15 protein-coding genes are annotated in these 16,136 nt (G+C 39.8%); 8 read left to right on the top strand and 7 right to left on the bottom strand.

Going from position 1 to position 16,136, the window contains the following annotated elements:
- Positions 1-50 precede the first annotated feature (50 nt).
- The 5 genes from HPC41_RS13465 to HPC41_RS13445 form a co-directional block, all read right to left on the bottom strand.
- The gene (locus HPC41_RS13465; protein WP_288812625.1) at positions 51-1,214 is read right to left on the bottom strand and encodes an efflux RND transporter periplasmic adaptor subunit; all 1,164 of its coding nucleotides are present in this window, start codon (positions 1,212-1,214) and stop codon (positions 51-53) included.
- A 367-nt stretch (positions 1,215-1,581) separates the two neighbouring features.
- Positions 1,582-2,406, bottom strand: coding sequence for an AMP nucleosidase (locus HPC41_RS13460; protein WP_172394509.1), 825 nt, complete (start codon positions 2,404-2,406; stop codon positions 1,582-1,584).
- Between the two features lie 218 nt (positions 2,407-2,624).
- Complete coding sequence (gene clpX / locus HPC41_RS13455) at positions 2,625-3,875, bottom strand: ATP-dependent Clp protease ATP-binding subunit ClpX (protein ID WP_172394508.1); 1,251 nt, start codon at positions 3,873-3,875, stop codon at positions 2,625-2,627.
- Between the two features lie 2 nt (positions 3,876-3,877).
- Positions 3,878-4,579, bottom strand: coding sequence for an ATP-dependent Clp endopeptidase proteolytic subunit ClpP (gene clpP, locus HPC41_RS13450; RefSeq protein WP_077435190.1), 702 nt, complete (start codon positions 4,577-4,579; stop codon positions 3,878-3,880).
- Positions 4,580-4,745: 166 nt separating this feature from the next.
- A complete protein-coding gene (locus HPC41_RS13445; RefSeq protein ID WP_172394507.1) occupies positions 4,746-5,207 on the bottom strand; it encodes a type I restriction enzyme HsdR N-terminal domain-containing protein in 462 nt (153 codons plus the stop codon).
- A gap of 190 nt (positions 5,208-5,397) precedes the next feature.
- On the opposite strand from HPC41_RS13445, the gene holA reads away from it, so the two are divergent.
- Positions 5,398-6,405 (top strand): DNA polymerase III subunit delta, encoded by a 1,008-nt coding sequence (gene holA, locus HPC41_RS13440; RefSeq protein ID WP_172394506.1) that lies wholly within the window; start codon positions 5,398-5,400, stop codon positions 6,403-6,405.
- Positions 6,406-6,426: 21 nt separating this feature from the next.
- Here holA and HPC41_RS13435 read toward each other — a convergent pair whose 3' ends face one another.
- The gene (locus tag HPC41_RS13435; RefSeq protein WP_172394505.1) at positions 6,427-7,338 is read right to left on the bottom strand and encodes a tetratricopeptide repeat protein; all 912 of its coding nucleotides are present in this window, start codon (positions 7,336-7,338) and stop codon (positions 6,427-6,429) included.
- Positions 7,339-7,803: 465 nt separating this feature from the next.
- Between HPC41_RS13435 and HPC41_RS13430 the strand changes: the two genes are divergently transcribed.
- The 7 genes from HPC41_RS13430 to HPC41_RS13400 all read left to right on the top strand — a co-directional run bounded on the left by HPC41_RS13430 (position 7,804) and on the right by HPC41_RS13400 (position 14,941).
- Complete coding sequence (locus HPC41_RS13430; RefSeq protein WP_172394504.1) at positions 7,804-8,136, top strand: VOC family protein; 333 nt, start codon at positions 7,804-7,806, stop codon at positions 8,134-8,136.
- Between the two features lie 41 nt (positions 8,137-8,177).
- Complete coding sequence (locus HPC41_RS13425) at positions 8,178-8,561, top strand: DoxX family protein (protein ID WP_172394503.1); 384 nt, start codon at positions 8,178-8,180, stop codon at positions 8,559-8,561.
- A gap of 326 nt (positions 8,562-8,887) precedes the next feature.
- Positions 8,888-9,505: a TetR/AcrR family transcriptional regulator gene (locus tag HPC41_RS13420; RefSeq protein WP_172394502.1), complete on the top strand. Its 618-nt coding sequence runs from the start codon at positions 8,888-8,890 to the stop codon at positions 9,503-9,505.
- Positions 9,495-10,805, top strand: a complete 1,311-nt coding sequence (locus HPC41_RS13415) for a TolC family protein (protein WP_172394501.1) — start codon at positions 9,495-9,497, stop codon at positions 10,803-10,805. The genes HPC41_RS13420 and HPC41_RS13415 overlap by 11 nt, the downstream gene beginning before the upstream one ends.
- Positions 10,806-10,819: 14 nt before the next feature.
- Positions 10,820-11,923: an HlyD family secretion protein gene (locus HPC41_RS13410; protein ID WP_172394500.1), complete on the top strand. Its 1,104-nt coding sequence runs from the start codon at positions 10,820-10,822 to the stop codon at positions 11,921-11,923.
- 2 nt (positions 11,924-11,925) lie between these two features.
- Positions 11,926-13,509, top strand: a complete 1,584-nt coding sequence (locus HPC41_RS13405) for an MDR family MFS transporter (protein ID WP_172394499.1) — start codon at positions 11,926-11,928, stop codon at positions 13,507-13,509.
- Positions 13,510-13,720: 211 nt separating this feature from the next.
- Positions 13,721-14,941, top strand: a complete 1,221-nt coding sequence (locus HPC41_RS13400) for a sterol desaturase family protein (protein ID WP_172394498.1) — start codon at positions 13,721-13,723, stop codon at positions 14,939-14,941.
- Between the two features lie 22 nt (positions 14,942-14,963).
- On the opposite strand, the gene HPC41_RS13395 is transcribed toward HPC41_RS13400, so the two are convergent.
- Entirely contained in the window at positions 14,964-16,136 is a 1,173-nt protein-coding gene (locus HPC41_RS13395) for a glycosyltransferase family 4 protein (RefSeq protein ID WP_172394955.1), read from the bottom strand.

Genomic DNA, 16,136 nt, shown 5'->3' with positions numbered 1-16,136 from the left:
AAGGGCAAACCTGAAAATAGGCAGCCATAAATACGTGAAAAGTGCGTTAATTATTTTTGTGGAATAGGGGCTACGATCGAACCATCGGTTAGTTTGTCAAATCCGCTGGTAATGATACGATCATTTTCCTTTAGACCTGATGCCACAATGTAATTGCCCTTACTTTTGCCCGAAAGTTCGATATTCCGCCGTTGCGTTTTATTGTTTTTGTCTAATATGTAGACAAACGTTTTATCCTGCAATTCGTTGATGGCAATCTGTGGGATCTGGAGGACATTCTTTTTTACTTCGGCAATTTTTAGTGTACCACTGCTTCCTGAACGTAACATATTGTCTTGGTTCTGAAAAGTTGCACGTAAAGAAATCGCGCCGGTGGTTCGGTTGATTTGTCCATTGATGGCATCGACAGTTCCTTTCTTTGCATATTCTTCGCCATCTGCGAGAACTAATGTGACTTGGGGAAAAACCAGTTTTTGGTTGTGGTTGTACTTCTTGCCCTCAACACTGTCTTTTTTTGCCTGTGCTTTTGAAAAATATAGGAAATCAGATTCGTTCATCGAAAAATATACATAGACCTCTTGGATATCGGAAAGGTAGGTGAGGGGCTCCTTATCACCTTTGGATACTAAATTGCCCACACGTTTTGGTATCCGTCCGATATACCCACTTACAGGAGCGGTAATGATGGTAAAGTCTTTGCTGATCTGTGCGGATCGTACAGCAGCTATGGCCTGATCTAAGGTTGCTTTGGCGACTTGATAGTCAGATTTAGCCGAGGCCAGTTTTACATCTGAAATGACATCATTTTGAACCAATGGCTTCAAACGATCTACCTCCAACTGCGCATTTTTTAGTTTGGCCCGTGCGACCTGTTCCGTAGCAACCATATTGTTTAGGTTTTCTTGATAAGTAGAAGGGTCTACTTTAAATAGCTTTTGTCCTTTTTGTACAAAAGATCCTTCATCGACATAGATTTCTTGCAATAAGCCCTCAACCTGCGGCCTGACTTCTACATTGACTTTTCCTTCGATGGTGCCTAAATAATCTTTGATCGTGGTCGCATCTGATTTTACAACAGTATACACTGGTAAGGCTACGGGTTTTTCATTGACATTATTTTCTTTGGAGGAACTTGAAGAACAACTTACCTGGGTGGCTAAGACTGAACAAATCAATAAGGAGATGCTGAAAATAGATAATGTTTTTTTCTTCACAATGCTTGATTAAATTTATGATATATGTGCTATTTGTAATAATACTATTACAACATATAACGCCAAATAGTTTAATTATTGTGCAAATTAACATTTGTTAACGTTTCAATTTATAGTTAATAACAGTTCAATTAATAATCAAGTATATGTTATTTTATCTTTAAGTTGTTGTTTTTCAGGAGGTATCAATGGATCGGGGCAGGCAGGATCTGGGGGGATATTAAACCGTTATTGAATGGAATAAAGATGGGGAAGTAAAACACAGATCAAATAGAATGAGCCCGATAAACAAACGAGCTCATCAATTTAATACAACAACTTCAAGCTTTTTAAGGGGCTTTTTCAATACCAGGCTTTGTTTAAACTTCTAGAATTTAAGGTGTTTTACCGTCAGCCCGTTATTGATAAGCTGTTTCAAAGCGTCAATCCCTATGCTGATATGTGCCTCAACATACTTGGCTGTAACCGTAACATCACTAACGGATGTTTTTACTCCTTCCGGAATCATAGGTTGGTCAGAAACCAACAGCAAAGCGCCTGTTGGAATCTTGTTGGCAAAACCGACACTGAATATTGTCGCTGTTTCCATATCGACACACATGGCACGGATAGACTTCAGGTACTTTTTAAAAGCTTTGTCATGTTCCCATACTCTCCTATTGGTCGTATATACAGTCCCGGTCCAATAATCTCGTTGGTGGTCGCGAATTGTTGTGGAGATCGCTTTCTGCATGGCAAAGGCTGGTAGCGAGGGTACCTCTGGTGGAAAGTAATCATTCGATGTCCCTTCGCCACGGATCGCCGCGATAGGCAAGATCAATTCGCCTACAGGGATTTTCTTTTTAATACCACCTGTCTTTCCCAAAAATAGAACCGCCTTAGGTGCAATGGCGGATAGCAGATCCATAATGGTTGCGGCCATCGGGCTACCCATTCCAAAATTGATGATGGTAATGCCACCAGCAGTAACGGATTGCATGGGCTTATCCTCACCGTAGATAGGGGCATTGTCATGCATTTCCGAAAATAGTTGGATATATTTTGAAAAGTTTGTCAGGAGGATATACTCCCCAAATTCTTCTAGAGGTCTTCCGGTATAACGCGGAAGCCAATTGTTTACGATCTCTTCCTTTGTTTTTAAACCTGGTGTTATCGGGCTATTTACTGTATTTTTTGTGCTTTTCTTTGTCATAGTCATTTCATTTTAATTTCACGAATTTCTTACCTGTCTATCAACATTCCGGTATGGCTATGTTATTAATGTAATATAAGATTTTAAATTCTTTTTTATCCTATTTTACCTTATTTAAGCGTTTTTAATGATCGAATATCGCTGTGTAAGTGTGATACCAGCTCAGTGAGAAGGTTCAATAGGTAAAAAAAAATCCCGTTCAGCGAACGGGATTTTTTTTAAGCGACTTTAAGCTTTTTCAGATCGGACTTTTCGAATTTTTTCTTCGCATAATCCAAGGTGATTTCCAAGCTTTTCTGTCCCGTTTGCTCTTTGGTTGATGGCATTTCAAACATGGCATCCAACATGATTGCTTCGCAGATACTGCGTAGCCCTCTGGCTCCAAGTTTAAATTCATCAGCTTTATCTACAATAAAAGTATATACGTCGGCATCAAATTTCAGTTCGACACCTTCATACTCAAATAATTTTTTGTATTGTTTTACCAACGCATTCCTTGGCTCTGTTAAAATACTCAACAAGGTTTCCTTATCCAATGGATTTAAATAAGTCAACACCGGAAGGCGTCCAATTAATTCTGGAATTAATCCAAAGTTTTTAAGATCTTGAGGTGTAATATACTTATATAGATTGTTCAAGTCAATTTCCTCTTCATCTTCATTCATTTTATAACCTACAGTCTGAGTGCGCAAACGGTTTGCAATTTTCTTTTGGATACCATCGAAAGCACCACCACAGATAAATAGGATATTGCTGGTATTGACCGCAATCATTTTTTGGTCCGGATGCTTACGGCCGCCCTGAGGTGGAACATTCACAACCGTGCCTTCCAAGATCTTTAATAGCGCTTGTTGCACACCTTCACCCGATACATCACGTGTGATGGAGGGGTTATCGCTTTTACGCGCAATTTTATCAATCTCATCGATATAGATGATACCACGTTCTGCTGAAGCAACATCGTAATCGGCAGCCTGAAGCAAGCGTGTCAAAATACTTTCCACATCTTCCCCTACATATCCTGCCTCGGTTAGTACTGTGGCATCAACAATACAGAAAGGGACGTTCAATATTTTGGCAACAGTCTTTGCCAACAATGTTTTACCGGTACCCGTCTCACCAACGATAATCAGATTGGATTTTTCGATTTCAATTTCGTCTTTATCCACTTTTTGATTTAAACGTTTATAGTGATTATAAACGGCCACCGAAATTACTTTCTTTGCATCATCTTGACCGATTACATACTGATCCAAGTGCGTTTTGATCTCTTGGGGACGTATTAATTTTAATGCAGTTTGTAAAGTCTTGCTTTTCCGTTGTTTTAATTCTTCTGCCAAGATTTCTCCTGCTTGTTGGATACATCTATCACAGATGTGTGCTCCATTTCCAGCAATGAGCATCTGAGCTTCATTTTTGCTTATTCCACAAAACGAACAATGAATGTCTCTATCGTTATTCTTCGCCATCGTTATTTAATAATCTCCTTCTTAGGAAGTAAAATCTCATCAATCATACCAAATTCTTTGGCCTCGTTGGCTCGCATCCAGTAATCACGATCAGAAGATTTTTCTACCCACTCGTAAGTTTGTCCGGAGTGTTCTGAAATAATGGTATATAATTCTTCTTTTAATTTCATCATTTCACGCAAGTTGATCTCCATATCTGCTGCAACCCCTTGAGCGCCGCCGGATGGTTGATGGATCATCACGCGTGAGTGACGTAAAGCAGCACGTTTGCCTTTCGCTCCTGCTACTAAGAGGACAGCACCCATAGATGCCGCAATTCCTGTACAGATTGTAGCTACATCTGGTGTTATATACTGCATCGTATCGTAGATACCTAAACCTGCATAAACACTTCCACCTGGTGAATTGATGTAGATTTGGATGTCACGTTGTGCGTCAGTGGACTGTAAAAACAACAATTGTGCCTGAATAATATTTGCAACCTGGTCATCGATACCGCTTCCCAAAAATATAATACGATCCATCATCAAACGTGAAAACACATCCATCTGCGCAACGTTCAATTGACGTTCTTCAACGATGTACGGTGTAAGGTTTGTCGGGATGCTGGTCTCTGTGCGGGCAATAAAACTGTCAACATGTTGACTTCCAATGCGGTGATGCTTTACGGCATATTTTCTGAATTCGTTTTTATCTATATTCATCTTTTTATTTTTTTCTATCTGCAGGACTAATATAAAACTATATTTTAAAAATCAAATAAATTGAAAAGATGTTTTACATCTACTTTACATTTTTTCGGTACAGCCGCTTTCAGCAAAGAAAGGTGACTTATAATAGGGCTTATGCTTTATCCTCACTTAGAAGTTCTTAGCCGATTTCACTATAATCCGGAAGCTCTTCTATAAATTGATATGATTCGTTGTCAAAGTCAACTTTGCAATAATAGTGATTTATACCGTTGCTCACCAGTAAGTATGGAATACGATGCACGGAATTATAATTGGCAATCTGTTCAAATACTTTCTGTGTAATGTTAATGTGCGGTGCTTTGAATTCGGCTAACACAACTTTATGCCCCTTACTATTATAAATTAATAAATCACTCCGTCGCTGAAGATTGTTTAGCTTTAACCCACCCTCGATATTCATCAGTGACTTTGGATAATTTTTGATCAAAGCCAAATAATTTATCCAATGTTGCCGTACCCATTCCTCTGGCGTCAATATCAGTTCTTTTTTTCGCAGTTCATCAAAAATATAGACCGCGTTGTTCTTTTTGGATATTTTAGCTCTGAACGGGGGCAAATTGAGCGGTGTCGGTGAAAACATACACAAATATACTAAAATTTCAGCAAAAAAAGGGAATTCATAGGATTCTCCGCAATGGTTTTTTTCGCTCTTATCGTTGCTTCTTTCAATCAATTGGTTAGATCTTTTAACTAATATAGATCGGATAGCGGGACGAATTCTCATTGCTATGCTGCTGTAGAATTGATAGTAAAATCGTAATTTCGCCTCTATGAATATAAATCCGATCTTATCCGATATAAAGAATAGATCTTTTAAACCGGTCTATCTGCTACAGGGAGAGGAAAGTTATTTTATCGATACCATCGCAGACGCGCTGGAGTCGACGGTGTTAAATGATGCACAAAAAGGCTTTGATCAATCTGTTTTTTACGGAAAGGATATCGATATTTCTACCGTAGTCAATGCAGCCAAACGCTATCCGATGTTAAGCGATCATCAGGTGATTATTGTAAAGGAAGCTCAGGAACTAAAATGGAAATCAGATACAGAGGAACTGTTGATGAAGTATCTTGAACATCTGACACCGACAACCATTCTGGTTTTTTGCTATAAGCATGGCAAATTTGACAAACGGAAGAAAATATACAAGGTGTTTGAAAAAGTCGGATTAGTTGTTGATGCGGCTAAATTATATGATGATAAAGTAGCCCCATGGATCGGTGGATACCTTAAAGATGCTGGCTGGCGCATACATCCGCAGGCAGCAGCACTGATTGCGGATTATCTCGGCAATGATCTAGCCAAAGTATCCAATGAATTGGACAAACTGATGCTGAATGTCCCTAAGAACCAGGAGATCAGTGTGGATGATGTCGAACGCAATATTGGAATTTCAAAAGATTTCAATGTGTTTGAACTCAATACAGCATTGGCAAAACGTAATGCGTTGAAAGCTTATCAGATCGTGGATTATTTTGTGGCAAACCCAAAGAACAACCCCTTGGTGATGGTGGTGGGGCAGGTGGCTACCTACTTTACCAAAATACTGAAATACCATTACCTCATTGATAAATCAGCGGCCGCAAAAGAACTGGGGGTGCATCCTTTTTTCTTAAAGGAATATGAGCTGGCAGCCCGAAATTACAATCGCCGGAAAACTTTTGATGTGCTGAATGTACTCAAAGAGACTGATCTGAAGTCAAAGGGGGTGAATGTGCCCAGCAATTTCAATAGTGAAGAGATCCTCAAAGAAATGGTCTATCGAATTTTAAATTAGATACTTGGAAGCACCGAAACGCTAATGCGTCTTCAAAAATTCCAGGATTCTTTGTGGAATTTTTGCCTGTAAACCGCGTTTATTCATCAGTCTAATGTAGCTGCGATAATCGTTAGCCGCTTTTTTAACATAGCCTTGTCCTCTTTTGAAAAACACGTCACCACGGTTTAGGTAAGCTACTTCACGTTCAGGAAAATAAACTATCACCTTGTCCAAGAAGACCTGTGCCACATCCAGCTGACCGATTTGTTCCAAAAAATAACCTATGTCATTGACCACCTGTACATTTTTACCATGAATAGGATTTGCATTGTCAGGCTGCTCCTCGTCCAGGCTGTTTTCCATAAAATACTTTGCTGTATGCTCGGTAAAAACTCTAGGTAGCAAAAAAAGGCTGTTTTTAGGTATTTCTTTTAACGAACGAAGTAGTGTACTGTAATCGCCCGCTTTGTAGCTAAGGCTAATCCTCTGATTGCTGATCACGGTGGAATCATAGGATAGGGACTCCGCATTATAGTCGTCTAGATACACCTTGACGTTTTTTGAATAGGACATATATTCGCTGTTGTTTGTACCTTCGTTATCCGATCCGGAATTATCTCGTTCTGCTAATTGCCAGCGTTTTGTCGCCGGCCGATAAACAAAATAATAACCTTCACTTTGACCAAAAGCGTTCGGCCCCCACGAAATCGAGATGCTTACGGTATCGCGGCTGGCATTTACGTTATAATAACTCATATTATTGCACGACGCACAAAAGAAAGCGTTATCATTCTTGAATGACAACTGATAATCATTTCCTTTTCTAGCATAAAATGCCAATCCGACTTTGGTGTAACCAGGGCCATCAAAGCTCTTATAAAATTCATGCTTGAAAGTAAGCGTATCTGCTTTTTCGTAAGCAACAAAAACTCCTGCAGGTGTTTTGCTCATGTTTAGTTGGCTTAACTGTACCGTGTCTGTATTAAAGTACTTAGCGAAATTGTCGGGTGAAACAGCGCCTATTAGCCGTATATGCCGAGGCTGGGCTACTAAAAGCAGCGATGGGCCCATGAATAGAATGAAAAGATAAATTTTCAATCGAATGCTGTTTTTTTTAATACTGGCGCTGCTATATGTAATTGGCATTTCAATCTGCTCTATGCTTATGAAAACTCTTGAGAATAGACATTACTCGAAATTACATTAATCTGAAAAAAAAACAAAAAAATGTTTTGTAGTTAGATAGCTACATGTATATTTGTAGTCAAATGACTACATATTATATAGTCTTGTTATTTAAGGTTCGCCGGGTCTGGGTTATAATTTAGTAATGGACTGCATAGCAAGTAGCTAGTGGGCAGCAATCACAAACGGTAGTTACTGAAATCCAGAAGAGTAGGCAAAAATATATAATCAATGAATAAGGGAATTAAAACAGTGCTCTATCCCGTACAAGAGATGGCACAATCGAAAGCATTATTCGCAAAATTATTGAACGTAGAACCCTATGTGTACGGTTCGTGTTATATTGGCTTTAAAGTCAATCATCAGGATAGTGGCTTGGTTCCCAATAATCCTGAAAATGGTCTGACGGCATTTTTTCATGTCGATAACATCAAAAGCAGCCTGCAGATTCTCATTGATTCGGGATGTGAAATTATCCGTGATATAACTGATGTCGGTGGCGGAAGATTGGTGGCAAGTGCAAAAGGTAGCAGCAATAATATGATTAGGTTGGTTCAGATCTGATCATGACCACCTATAACCAACCTTATACAAATAAAATAAAGATGAAAAAGAGCATTAAAATAATTTATTGGATTTCAACTGTATGGCTGTCTTTGGGACTGGTATCAACTGCTATCATACAAATCTTTAAGATACAAACTGAGGGGGCTGGTGGGGTACAAAATGTAGCTCACCTGGGATATCCCGATTATATATTATCGCTGCTCGGTATCTGGAAGATTTTGGCTGCCATAGCCCTACTGCTATCGAAGAGACCCTTGTTGAAGGAATGGGCTTATGCTGGTATTTTCTTTACGGCAACTGGAGCATTGTATTCCCATCTTATGGTAGGGGATGCTTTTGATTTAATGGCTCCAGCTTTGCTTTATTTGATTCTAATTGCAGTATCCTGGTATTTTAGACCTGCCGAAAAAAAACTTAGATAACCTTTAGTTAGATCTGTCATCTGTTTTGTTTGATGGATGCGTTGGGTGGCCAGGCCATCAGATTTTTTGTGGTAAAACGGTGAAAAACCATTTAAAGATCCTTTAAATGGTTTTTGTAGATAAAGGGATATCTTGTTGTAAATCATTCTATTGTGATCATTTAGCTGTTTTTGTGCAGCATTTCCTGCTGTATTTTTTACATAAATTTAATAATTAAACATTTGTTTAAATTAAACGTTTGTTTAACTTTGTCCGCATTTAACAGAAGATAATTTTTTCCGGTGGATAACAGGCATAATTATCGAAAAAAAAGTTAGGGGTTTTTAATGGATTTTAACGAGAAACAAATAGATATCCTCCTTGCAGCTGAGCGACTTTTCGCAACAAAAGGATTTGATGGAACTTCCGTGCGCGACATCGCACACGAAGCAAATGTCAATGTCGCCATGATCAACTATTATTTTGGGTCAAAAGACAAGCTACTGGATACCTTTTTTGAATGGCGTGTTCCAGATTTTATGATCAATGTGGATGAACTCGCTCTTATAGAAAACGCTTTGGACAAGATTGATACCATGGTGGATAGATCTATTAAATCGATGAATTCGCATCGAAAATTATATCATATTATAACAATTGAAAGTTCCTTAAAGCAGCGTATGCTGATATCAGCGGCTTTTAGGAAGCTCAAGTTGCACAATCTGGAAGTCATCTCGTCTGTTATTAATGAGGGGGTGGCACAGGGGGTATTTAAGGGGGGGAACGACCCGATTCTGATTCACTCGATGATGATGGGAACTTTTATGAATTTTCAGATGAACTACAGTTTTTTACAGGAACAGTTGCGTATTGCAAGTGATACGGAATATGCAAGGTATATCGAAACAACATTAACACAATTTATACAGAAAACAATTAAAGCTTTATTGACATATGAAAAATAAGTTGTCCAATTTAAGTGCTTTATTGCTTTTGAGTCCTTTGGGTTTGCTGGCGCAAGACAACAAACACCTGACTTTGGAAGAAATAATTCACATGGCTGCAAACCAAAGTGTGGAAGCGAAAACTGCCGATACCAAAATACTGGGAAGACAGCTCGAGGTCGAAAGTGCCAAATCGAAACAGCTTCCCGATGCAAAATTGAGCGGGCAATACATGGCGATGACTACACCAAATGTGAATCTAAAGTTGGCGCTGGGTGAAGGTGGTTCGGCTCCGGATATCGCTGCAAACCAGCTGTGGCTTGGACAGGCATCTGTCAGCATGCCGATTTATACAGGTGGCAAAATTAAAGGGGGAATTGCTATAGCAAAAGATGCTTTGCAAGCAGAGGAATGGAATGCTGTGGCGAGCAAACAGCAATTGGCTGTACGTGCTATAGCACTTTATTTGAATCTGTATAAAGCACAGCAGACCAATTTGTTGATTGCTGAAAATATTAAGCAGTCGGAACAACGTGTGTCAGATTTTAAAGCCATGCTGGACAATGGGCTGATTGCAAGAAACGATCTGCTTAAAGCGGAATTGCAATTGTCTAATTATCAGGTATCTCTTCAGGAAGCGCAAAAAAACATCAAAGTGCTGAATTATCAATTGGCGAATTTGCTCAAGATTGCAGAAGATACGCAATTGGATCAGATTAATCTGGCTGAGGTCACCGGAATAGATCTTGGACTGAAGGCTTCCTATGAAGCGGCAAAAACGGAGCGATCGGATCTAAAATCATTGGCCTCCCAACGTAAGGTTGCTGAGGACCAATTGAAAGTGACCAAGTCATCCACATTGCCAAGTGTTTTTGCTTCGGCAGGATATAATGCTTTTGGCCTACAAAAGGTAGTCACAGTGACCAATGCGGCATCAGTAGGTGTCGGGATATCATATGATATCGGTTCTTTATATAAAAATAAACGGGAGGTCAACGTTGCTAAGAATCGGATCAAGGAAATCGATGAAAACCTAGAGCTGCTCAATGACCGTGTAAAAGTTGAGGTGCAACAGGCCAATGAGAATTATATGCTGGCCCAGAAACAGGATGTGGTGTACCATCAGGCGGTAGATCAGGCTGTCGAGAATTATCGTATTACTAAAGACAAGTATGATAATGGGATTGCCGATACAGATGATTTGTTGACTGCTGATGTACAACAGCTTCAAAGCAAGATCAACCTGGCAATCAGCAAAGCAAATACAATTGAAAAATACTATGACCTGCTGTTGGCAAATGGGTCGTTAAACATTAAATAGCAATTAATCTAGACATGGAAAATACAGTAGAAAAGGCACCTGAAAAAAAAGGTACAAATAAAAAATTCACCATTATTTTGGCCGCTCTGGTTATCTTCGGTGGGGCTTACGGAGGTTATAAATATTTACATGGTCAGGCGCATGAAACGACTGACGACGCACAGGTGGAGAAGAACATGAGCCCAATCATCCCGCGCGTAGGGGGATTCATTTCAAAGGTTTATGTCAAGGACAATGATTTGGTGAAAAAAGGGGATACTTTGTTTACAATAGAGAGCCAAGATTATCAGGTCCGTGTGGACGAAGCAGAAGCTGCATTGGCTGCTGCGGAAAGTAGCTTTGATGTATCAAAGGCGGATGTTTCGGCATCTTCTGCTAATGTTGCGATCTCGGACGCAACGATTCAATCAAATTTAGGAAGCATTGAGGCAGCACGTATCCGCGCAAAACAAGCGAATAACGATTATATCCGTTACCAAAATTTATATAATAACCAGTCTATCACAAAGCAGCAATATGAGCAGGCGTTGACGGCTAAGCTGGAAGCGGACAAACAAGTTGAAATCTTACAACAACAACGCAATGCAAGTACTTCACAACGTAATGCAATCGTGAGTAAAACGACAGTTGCTTCAAAGCAAACATCTGTGGCGGAAGCAAATATCAAAAGAGCAAAAGCACAATTGGAAGCAGCCAAATTGAATCTTTCATATACTGCTGTGCTGGCTTCAGTAGATGGTCAGGTATCTAATATTAAAGTGCAGCCAGGTCAGATGATCAACGCGGGGCAGTCTTTATTTTACATTGTCGATAACATTGAAACTTGGGTGGTTGCTAATTTTAAAGAGACACAATTGCAAAAAATGAAACCAGGTCAAAAAGTAGGTATTAAAGTGGATGCTTATCCAAATATCGAATTTGAAGGTGAAGTCAATTCATTTTCTCCGGCGACCGGTTCACGTTTCTCTTTATTGCCTCCAGATAATGCAACGGGTAACTTTGTGAAAACGGTACAACGCCTTCCGGTAAAAATCAAATTGACAAAAGATAATAAAGCTGAAAATGTCGCTTTGCTCAGACCCGGCATGAATGCTGATGTAGATGTGCATGTTCAATAACTATGGAAAATTTAAATCAACAAGATAGTCTAGTTGAATATGGTTTTCGACGTGTAGTCATCACGATTACAGCAGTGCTCTGTGCTTTGCTGGAGATCGTGGATACGACAATTGTGAATGTGGCTCTTAACGATATGAAAGGTTCGTTGGGAGCAACATTGACAGATGTGGCTTGGGTGATCACAGCTTATGCCATTGCTAACGTAATTGTTATTCCAATGACAAGTTGGCTATCCCAACAGTTTGGAAGGCGAAATTACTTTGCCGTGTCAATTATCATATTTACAGTATCTTCATTTTTATGTGGTAACGCGACCAATATCTGGGAGCTTGTTGCATTTCGCTTCCTTCAAGGGATGGGCGGGGGAGCGCTATTGGTGACTGCACAGACCATTATCACAGAAAGCTATCCAAAAGAGAAACGTAGTATGGCCCAGGCTATTTACGGTATGGGAGTTATCATTGGACCTACTTTGGGCCCACCGTTGGGTGGTTATATCATAGACAATTTCTCTTGGCCATATATTTTTTACATCAATGTGCCTTTGGGAATTATTGCTACTTTATTGACATTGTCCTTTGTACGAAGTCCTAAATATAGCCAAAAACAGTCGGCAAGTGAAGTGGATTGGTTCGGTATGCTATTTTTGATTATGTTTATTGGTTCACTTCAGTTTGTACTGGAACATGGTCAGCAGGATGACTGGTTTGATGATCCATTAATTTTAGGTTTGTCGATTTTATCTGTATTCGGATTGTTGTTCTTTATCTGGCGAGAGTTGGTCTATGACAAGCCGATTGTTAATTTGAGGGTGTTGCGAGATAAAAACTTGCAAGTGGGGGTGGTGATGAGTTTTATCCTCGGTTTTGGTTTATTTGGATCTACCTTTATTATTCCGATCTACACACAATCCATATTGGGATGGACAGCAACGGATGCAGGTTTGTTATTGTTGCCAAGTTCGATCATGACTGGGATTATGATGCCTTTTATCGGTAAAATGATTCAGAATGGTGTGCCGCAGAAATATATGGTCGCAGTCGGTTTAAGTATCTTTTTTGGCTTTTGTTTTTGGATGTATGGTCTAATGACCAATGATACGGGATCTGAACACATGTTTTGGCCACTTATCCTTCGTGGGGTAGGCCTGGGTTTACTATTTGTTCCTGTCATGACGTTGTCGCTCTCTACTCTTCATGGTAGATCCATTGGTGAGGGTGCTGCATTCACGGGTATGATGCGTCAGTTAGGTGGCTCATTCGGTATTGCGTTAATCACGACATTTATCTCCCGTGATTCCCAAAAACATCGTGTGGACCTAGTTGCAAATCTGGATCCGAGTAAGTTTGAGGTACAACAACGTGTGCAACAGTTGCAAATGAGTTTTCAGGCGAAAGGTTTTACTCCAAATGAGGCGCTGGCCAAAGCGCATCAGATATTGGATGTGAACGTCATGAAGCAAGCAACCGTATTGTCTTATATGGATGTATTCCTTTATTTGGGGATTATATTTTTACTTTGTGTACCTTTTGTATTGATGATCAAGCAAGGGAAAACGCAGGTGGATATGTCAAGTGTGCACTAGAATGGACACCTTAATTGGGAATAGTTAATTCAGAATTTTTATCGTTTTATTGGCCCTCAAAAGATTTATTTTTTGGGGGCTTTTTTGTAACCCGAAAGGCATAAATGAAAACCTGATTCAAAATTGATTGTTAAATAATAAAAGATTTTTTGAAATTTATACCCATAAGGTAGTCGGTAAGAAGAAGTTGTTAACTCAAAAGAAGTGCTACATGTATACGGAAAGACTTAATTTTTTAGCTTTTATCATCCCTTTGTTTTTAGTGTTGATGCTGCTGGAGTATTGGTATAGCCTGAAGAAACAAAAGCGGTATTATACATTTGATGAATCAATTTCTAATCTTAACGTCGGCATTGTTGAACGTATGTGTGATATGTTTTCAGTTAGTCTATTCTACTTTTTTTTCGTATGGATCTATCAGAATTTTGCGATTTTCCATATCGAAGCTAATTTGTGGACATGGATCTTACTTTTTCTGTTTACGGATTTTTTGTGGTATTGGTATCATCGTTATAGCCATGAGATTAACTTATTATGGGCGGCGCATGTGGTACACCATCAGAGTGAAGACTATAATTTTACCGTTGCTGCAAGGATCACGATATTTCAAGCCGTCTTCCGTTCTGTGTTCTGGGCTTTTATTCCGCTCTTGGGCTTTCCACCTTTTATGATGACCGCAATCTTATTGGTACATGGGGTGTATCCATTTTTCTCGCATACACAGACCGTGGGTAATCTGGGAATGCTTGAAAAAATTCTTGTTACGCCATCGCATCACCGTGTCCATCATAGCAGCAATGAAATTTATTTAGATAAGAATTATGGTGATATTTTAATTATTTGGGATAAGATGTTTGGAACTTTTATTGCCGAGAAACGCGATGAACCCTGTGTTTATGGGCTAACCAAACCTATTCATCGGTATACATTCCTTTGGCAACATTTTCACTATCTATTTGAGATAGGGGTATCCTTCAAGCGTGCGGTAGGAATAAAAAACAAAATGCGGACGATATTTGGCCGTCCCGATGATATACAGCCTGAAATTAGGGAAGAATTGGAGCAAAAAATATTTGCCGGCACAAAGTCCCGGGTCCACGGAAGAAACCTAAGCCGATATATCTTTTTCCAGTCTATGCTAACAATGGTGTTGCTGTTTTTCTTTTTGCTTTACGGGAATTACCAACATAGTGTACAATTGCTGGTAGGAGGCCTTTTCATTCTGTGCAGTGTAATCTGTATCGGTGGGTTATTGGAGCACGAAAAGTGGGTTTTTCCGCTTGAGCTGCTGCGTCTATTTTTACTGCTGCTGTTTATAACATGTACTTTTTTTTCCCTCCCAGCACTACTGATTCTCTTCACCGTGACCATGATTCTGCTAATTTTTTATCAAGGGATAAAACATCATTATCAGCGAATTCTTCATTTGTGAATTGAGTAAGGGTGCTGTATGGTCAAGATTTTTGGCATAGCGCTATAAAGTTTTGACAATAACTCCTGGCCATGATATCCCAGTTGAAATTTATGTCTGTATTGCTTCTAAATTGTTGTCCGAGCTTCATATAATAATCTGGATTATCCAAAATGGATTGTAGTTGCCTGACCCAAGCGTTAGTATCCTGACTCCTGAGCAATAGTCCATTGTGATTATGTGTAATGGCGCTTGTAATCCCCTCCAATTCGGCGGCTACAACAAGGGTGCCGGCCGAAGATGCTTCAAGGCAGACGAGTCCAAACCCCTCCATATCTCCTGGTACCGGGATATTGGGCATCAGAAATGCATGCGCTTGTGCAAGAAGTTGGTTTAATTGGTAGCTCGGAATTTTCCCCAAGTGCTGGATTTTTTCAGGATCTGCTTTCAATAACGTGCGCATATGTTGTTGATCCGTCGGATGCCCGAGGAATAAGGTTGATAGGTGGTAGAGGTTTGTTGGTAGCATATTGAGTAAACGCTCTTTCCACGTTGGGCTCTGGTCAAATGGCCCTATCATAATGAGTTTGAAATTACCCTGGATAGCGGGAATGACATGCTGCATCAACCACGAGAACCCTTTGCGTTTCACAGGCCTTCCTAAGGTGATAAAATAGGGCAGGGCGGGTGTATTCCCATGTGGTTGATGATTTTCGGTTCCGGTAATACCTTTATCAGCGATGAAGGCAGACTCCGGTGTTGCTGGATCAACACCATTCGGGATGACCGTGATTCTTGAGGCGTCGATACCCCGAGACTGTACGGCTTCGGCAGTCGCCTGACTGACCGCTATCACCTGGTCAAATGTATTGAAGCGGGGGATTATCCTTCGTTGGAAATAAGGAAGTGGAAATACCACATCAAGCCCATGAAGGGTGACAACTTTTTTCAGGTGATCGTAACCTTTGTGAAAAGAGGCCAAAGCAGCAATTAATCCGTCATTAAAATGAATAAGTTTAATGCCGGGGTTATTCTTGATTTTGGTTAGGATGCGTTTGTTTAGATGAATGAAAAACCGCAAGATAGATTCCTCATTATCATAAATCAATGTATGTACTTTTAGATAAAGTGCTGCATTATTGATGAGTTCAAAGCTCTGTTTTTCCATTCCGCCAACTGCAGGCGGATATTTGTGGCTAACAAATAAGATTTCCAT

The sequence above is a fragment of the Sphingobacterium prati genome, assembly GCF_013167215.1.
GTDB lineage: Bacteria > Bacteroidota > Bacteroidia > Sphingobacteriales > Sphingobacteriaceae > Sphingobacterium > Sphingobacterium prati.
Note: the sequence above shows the minus strand (reverse complement) of the source record. Positions and strands in the feature narration are given on the sequence as shown.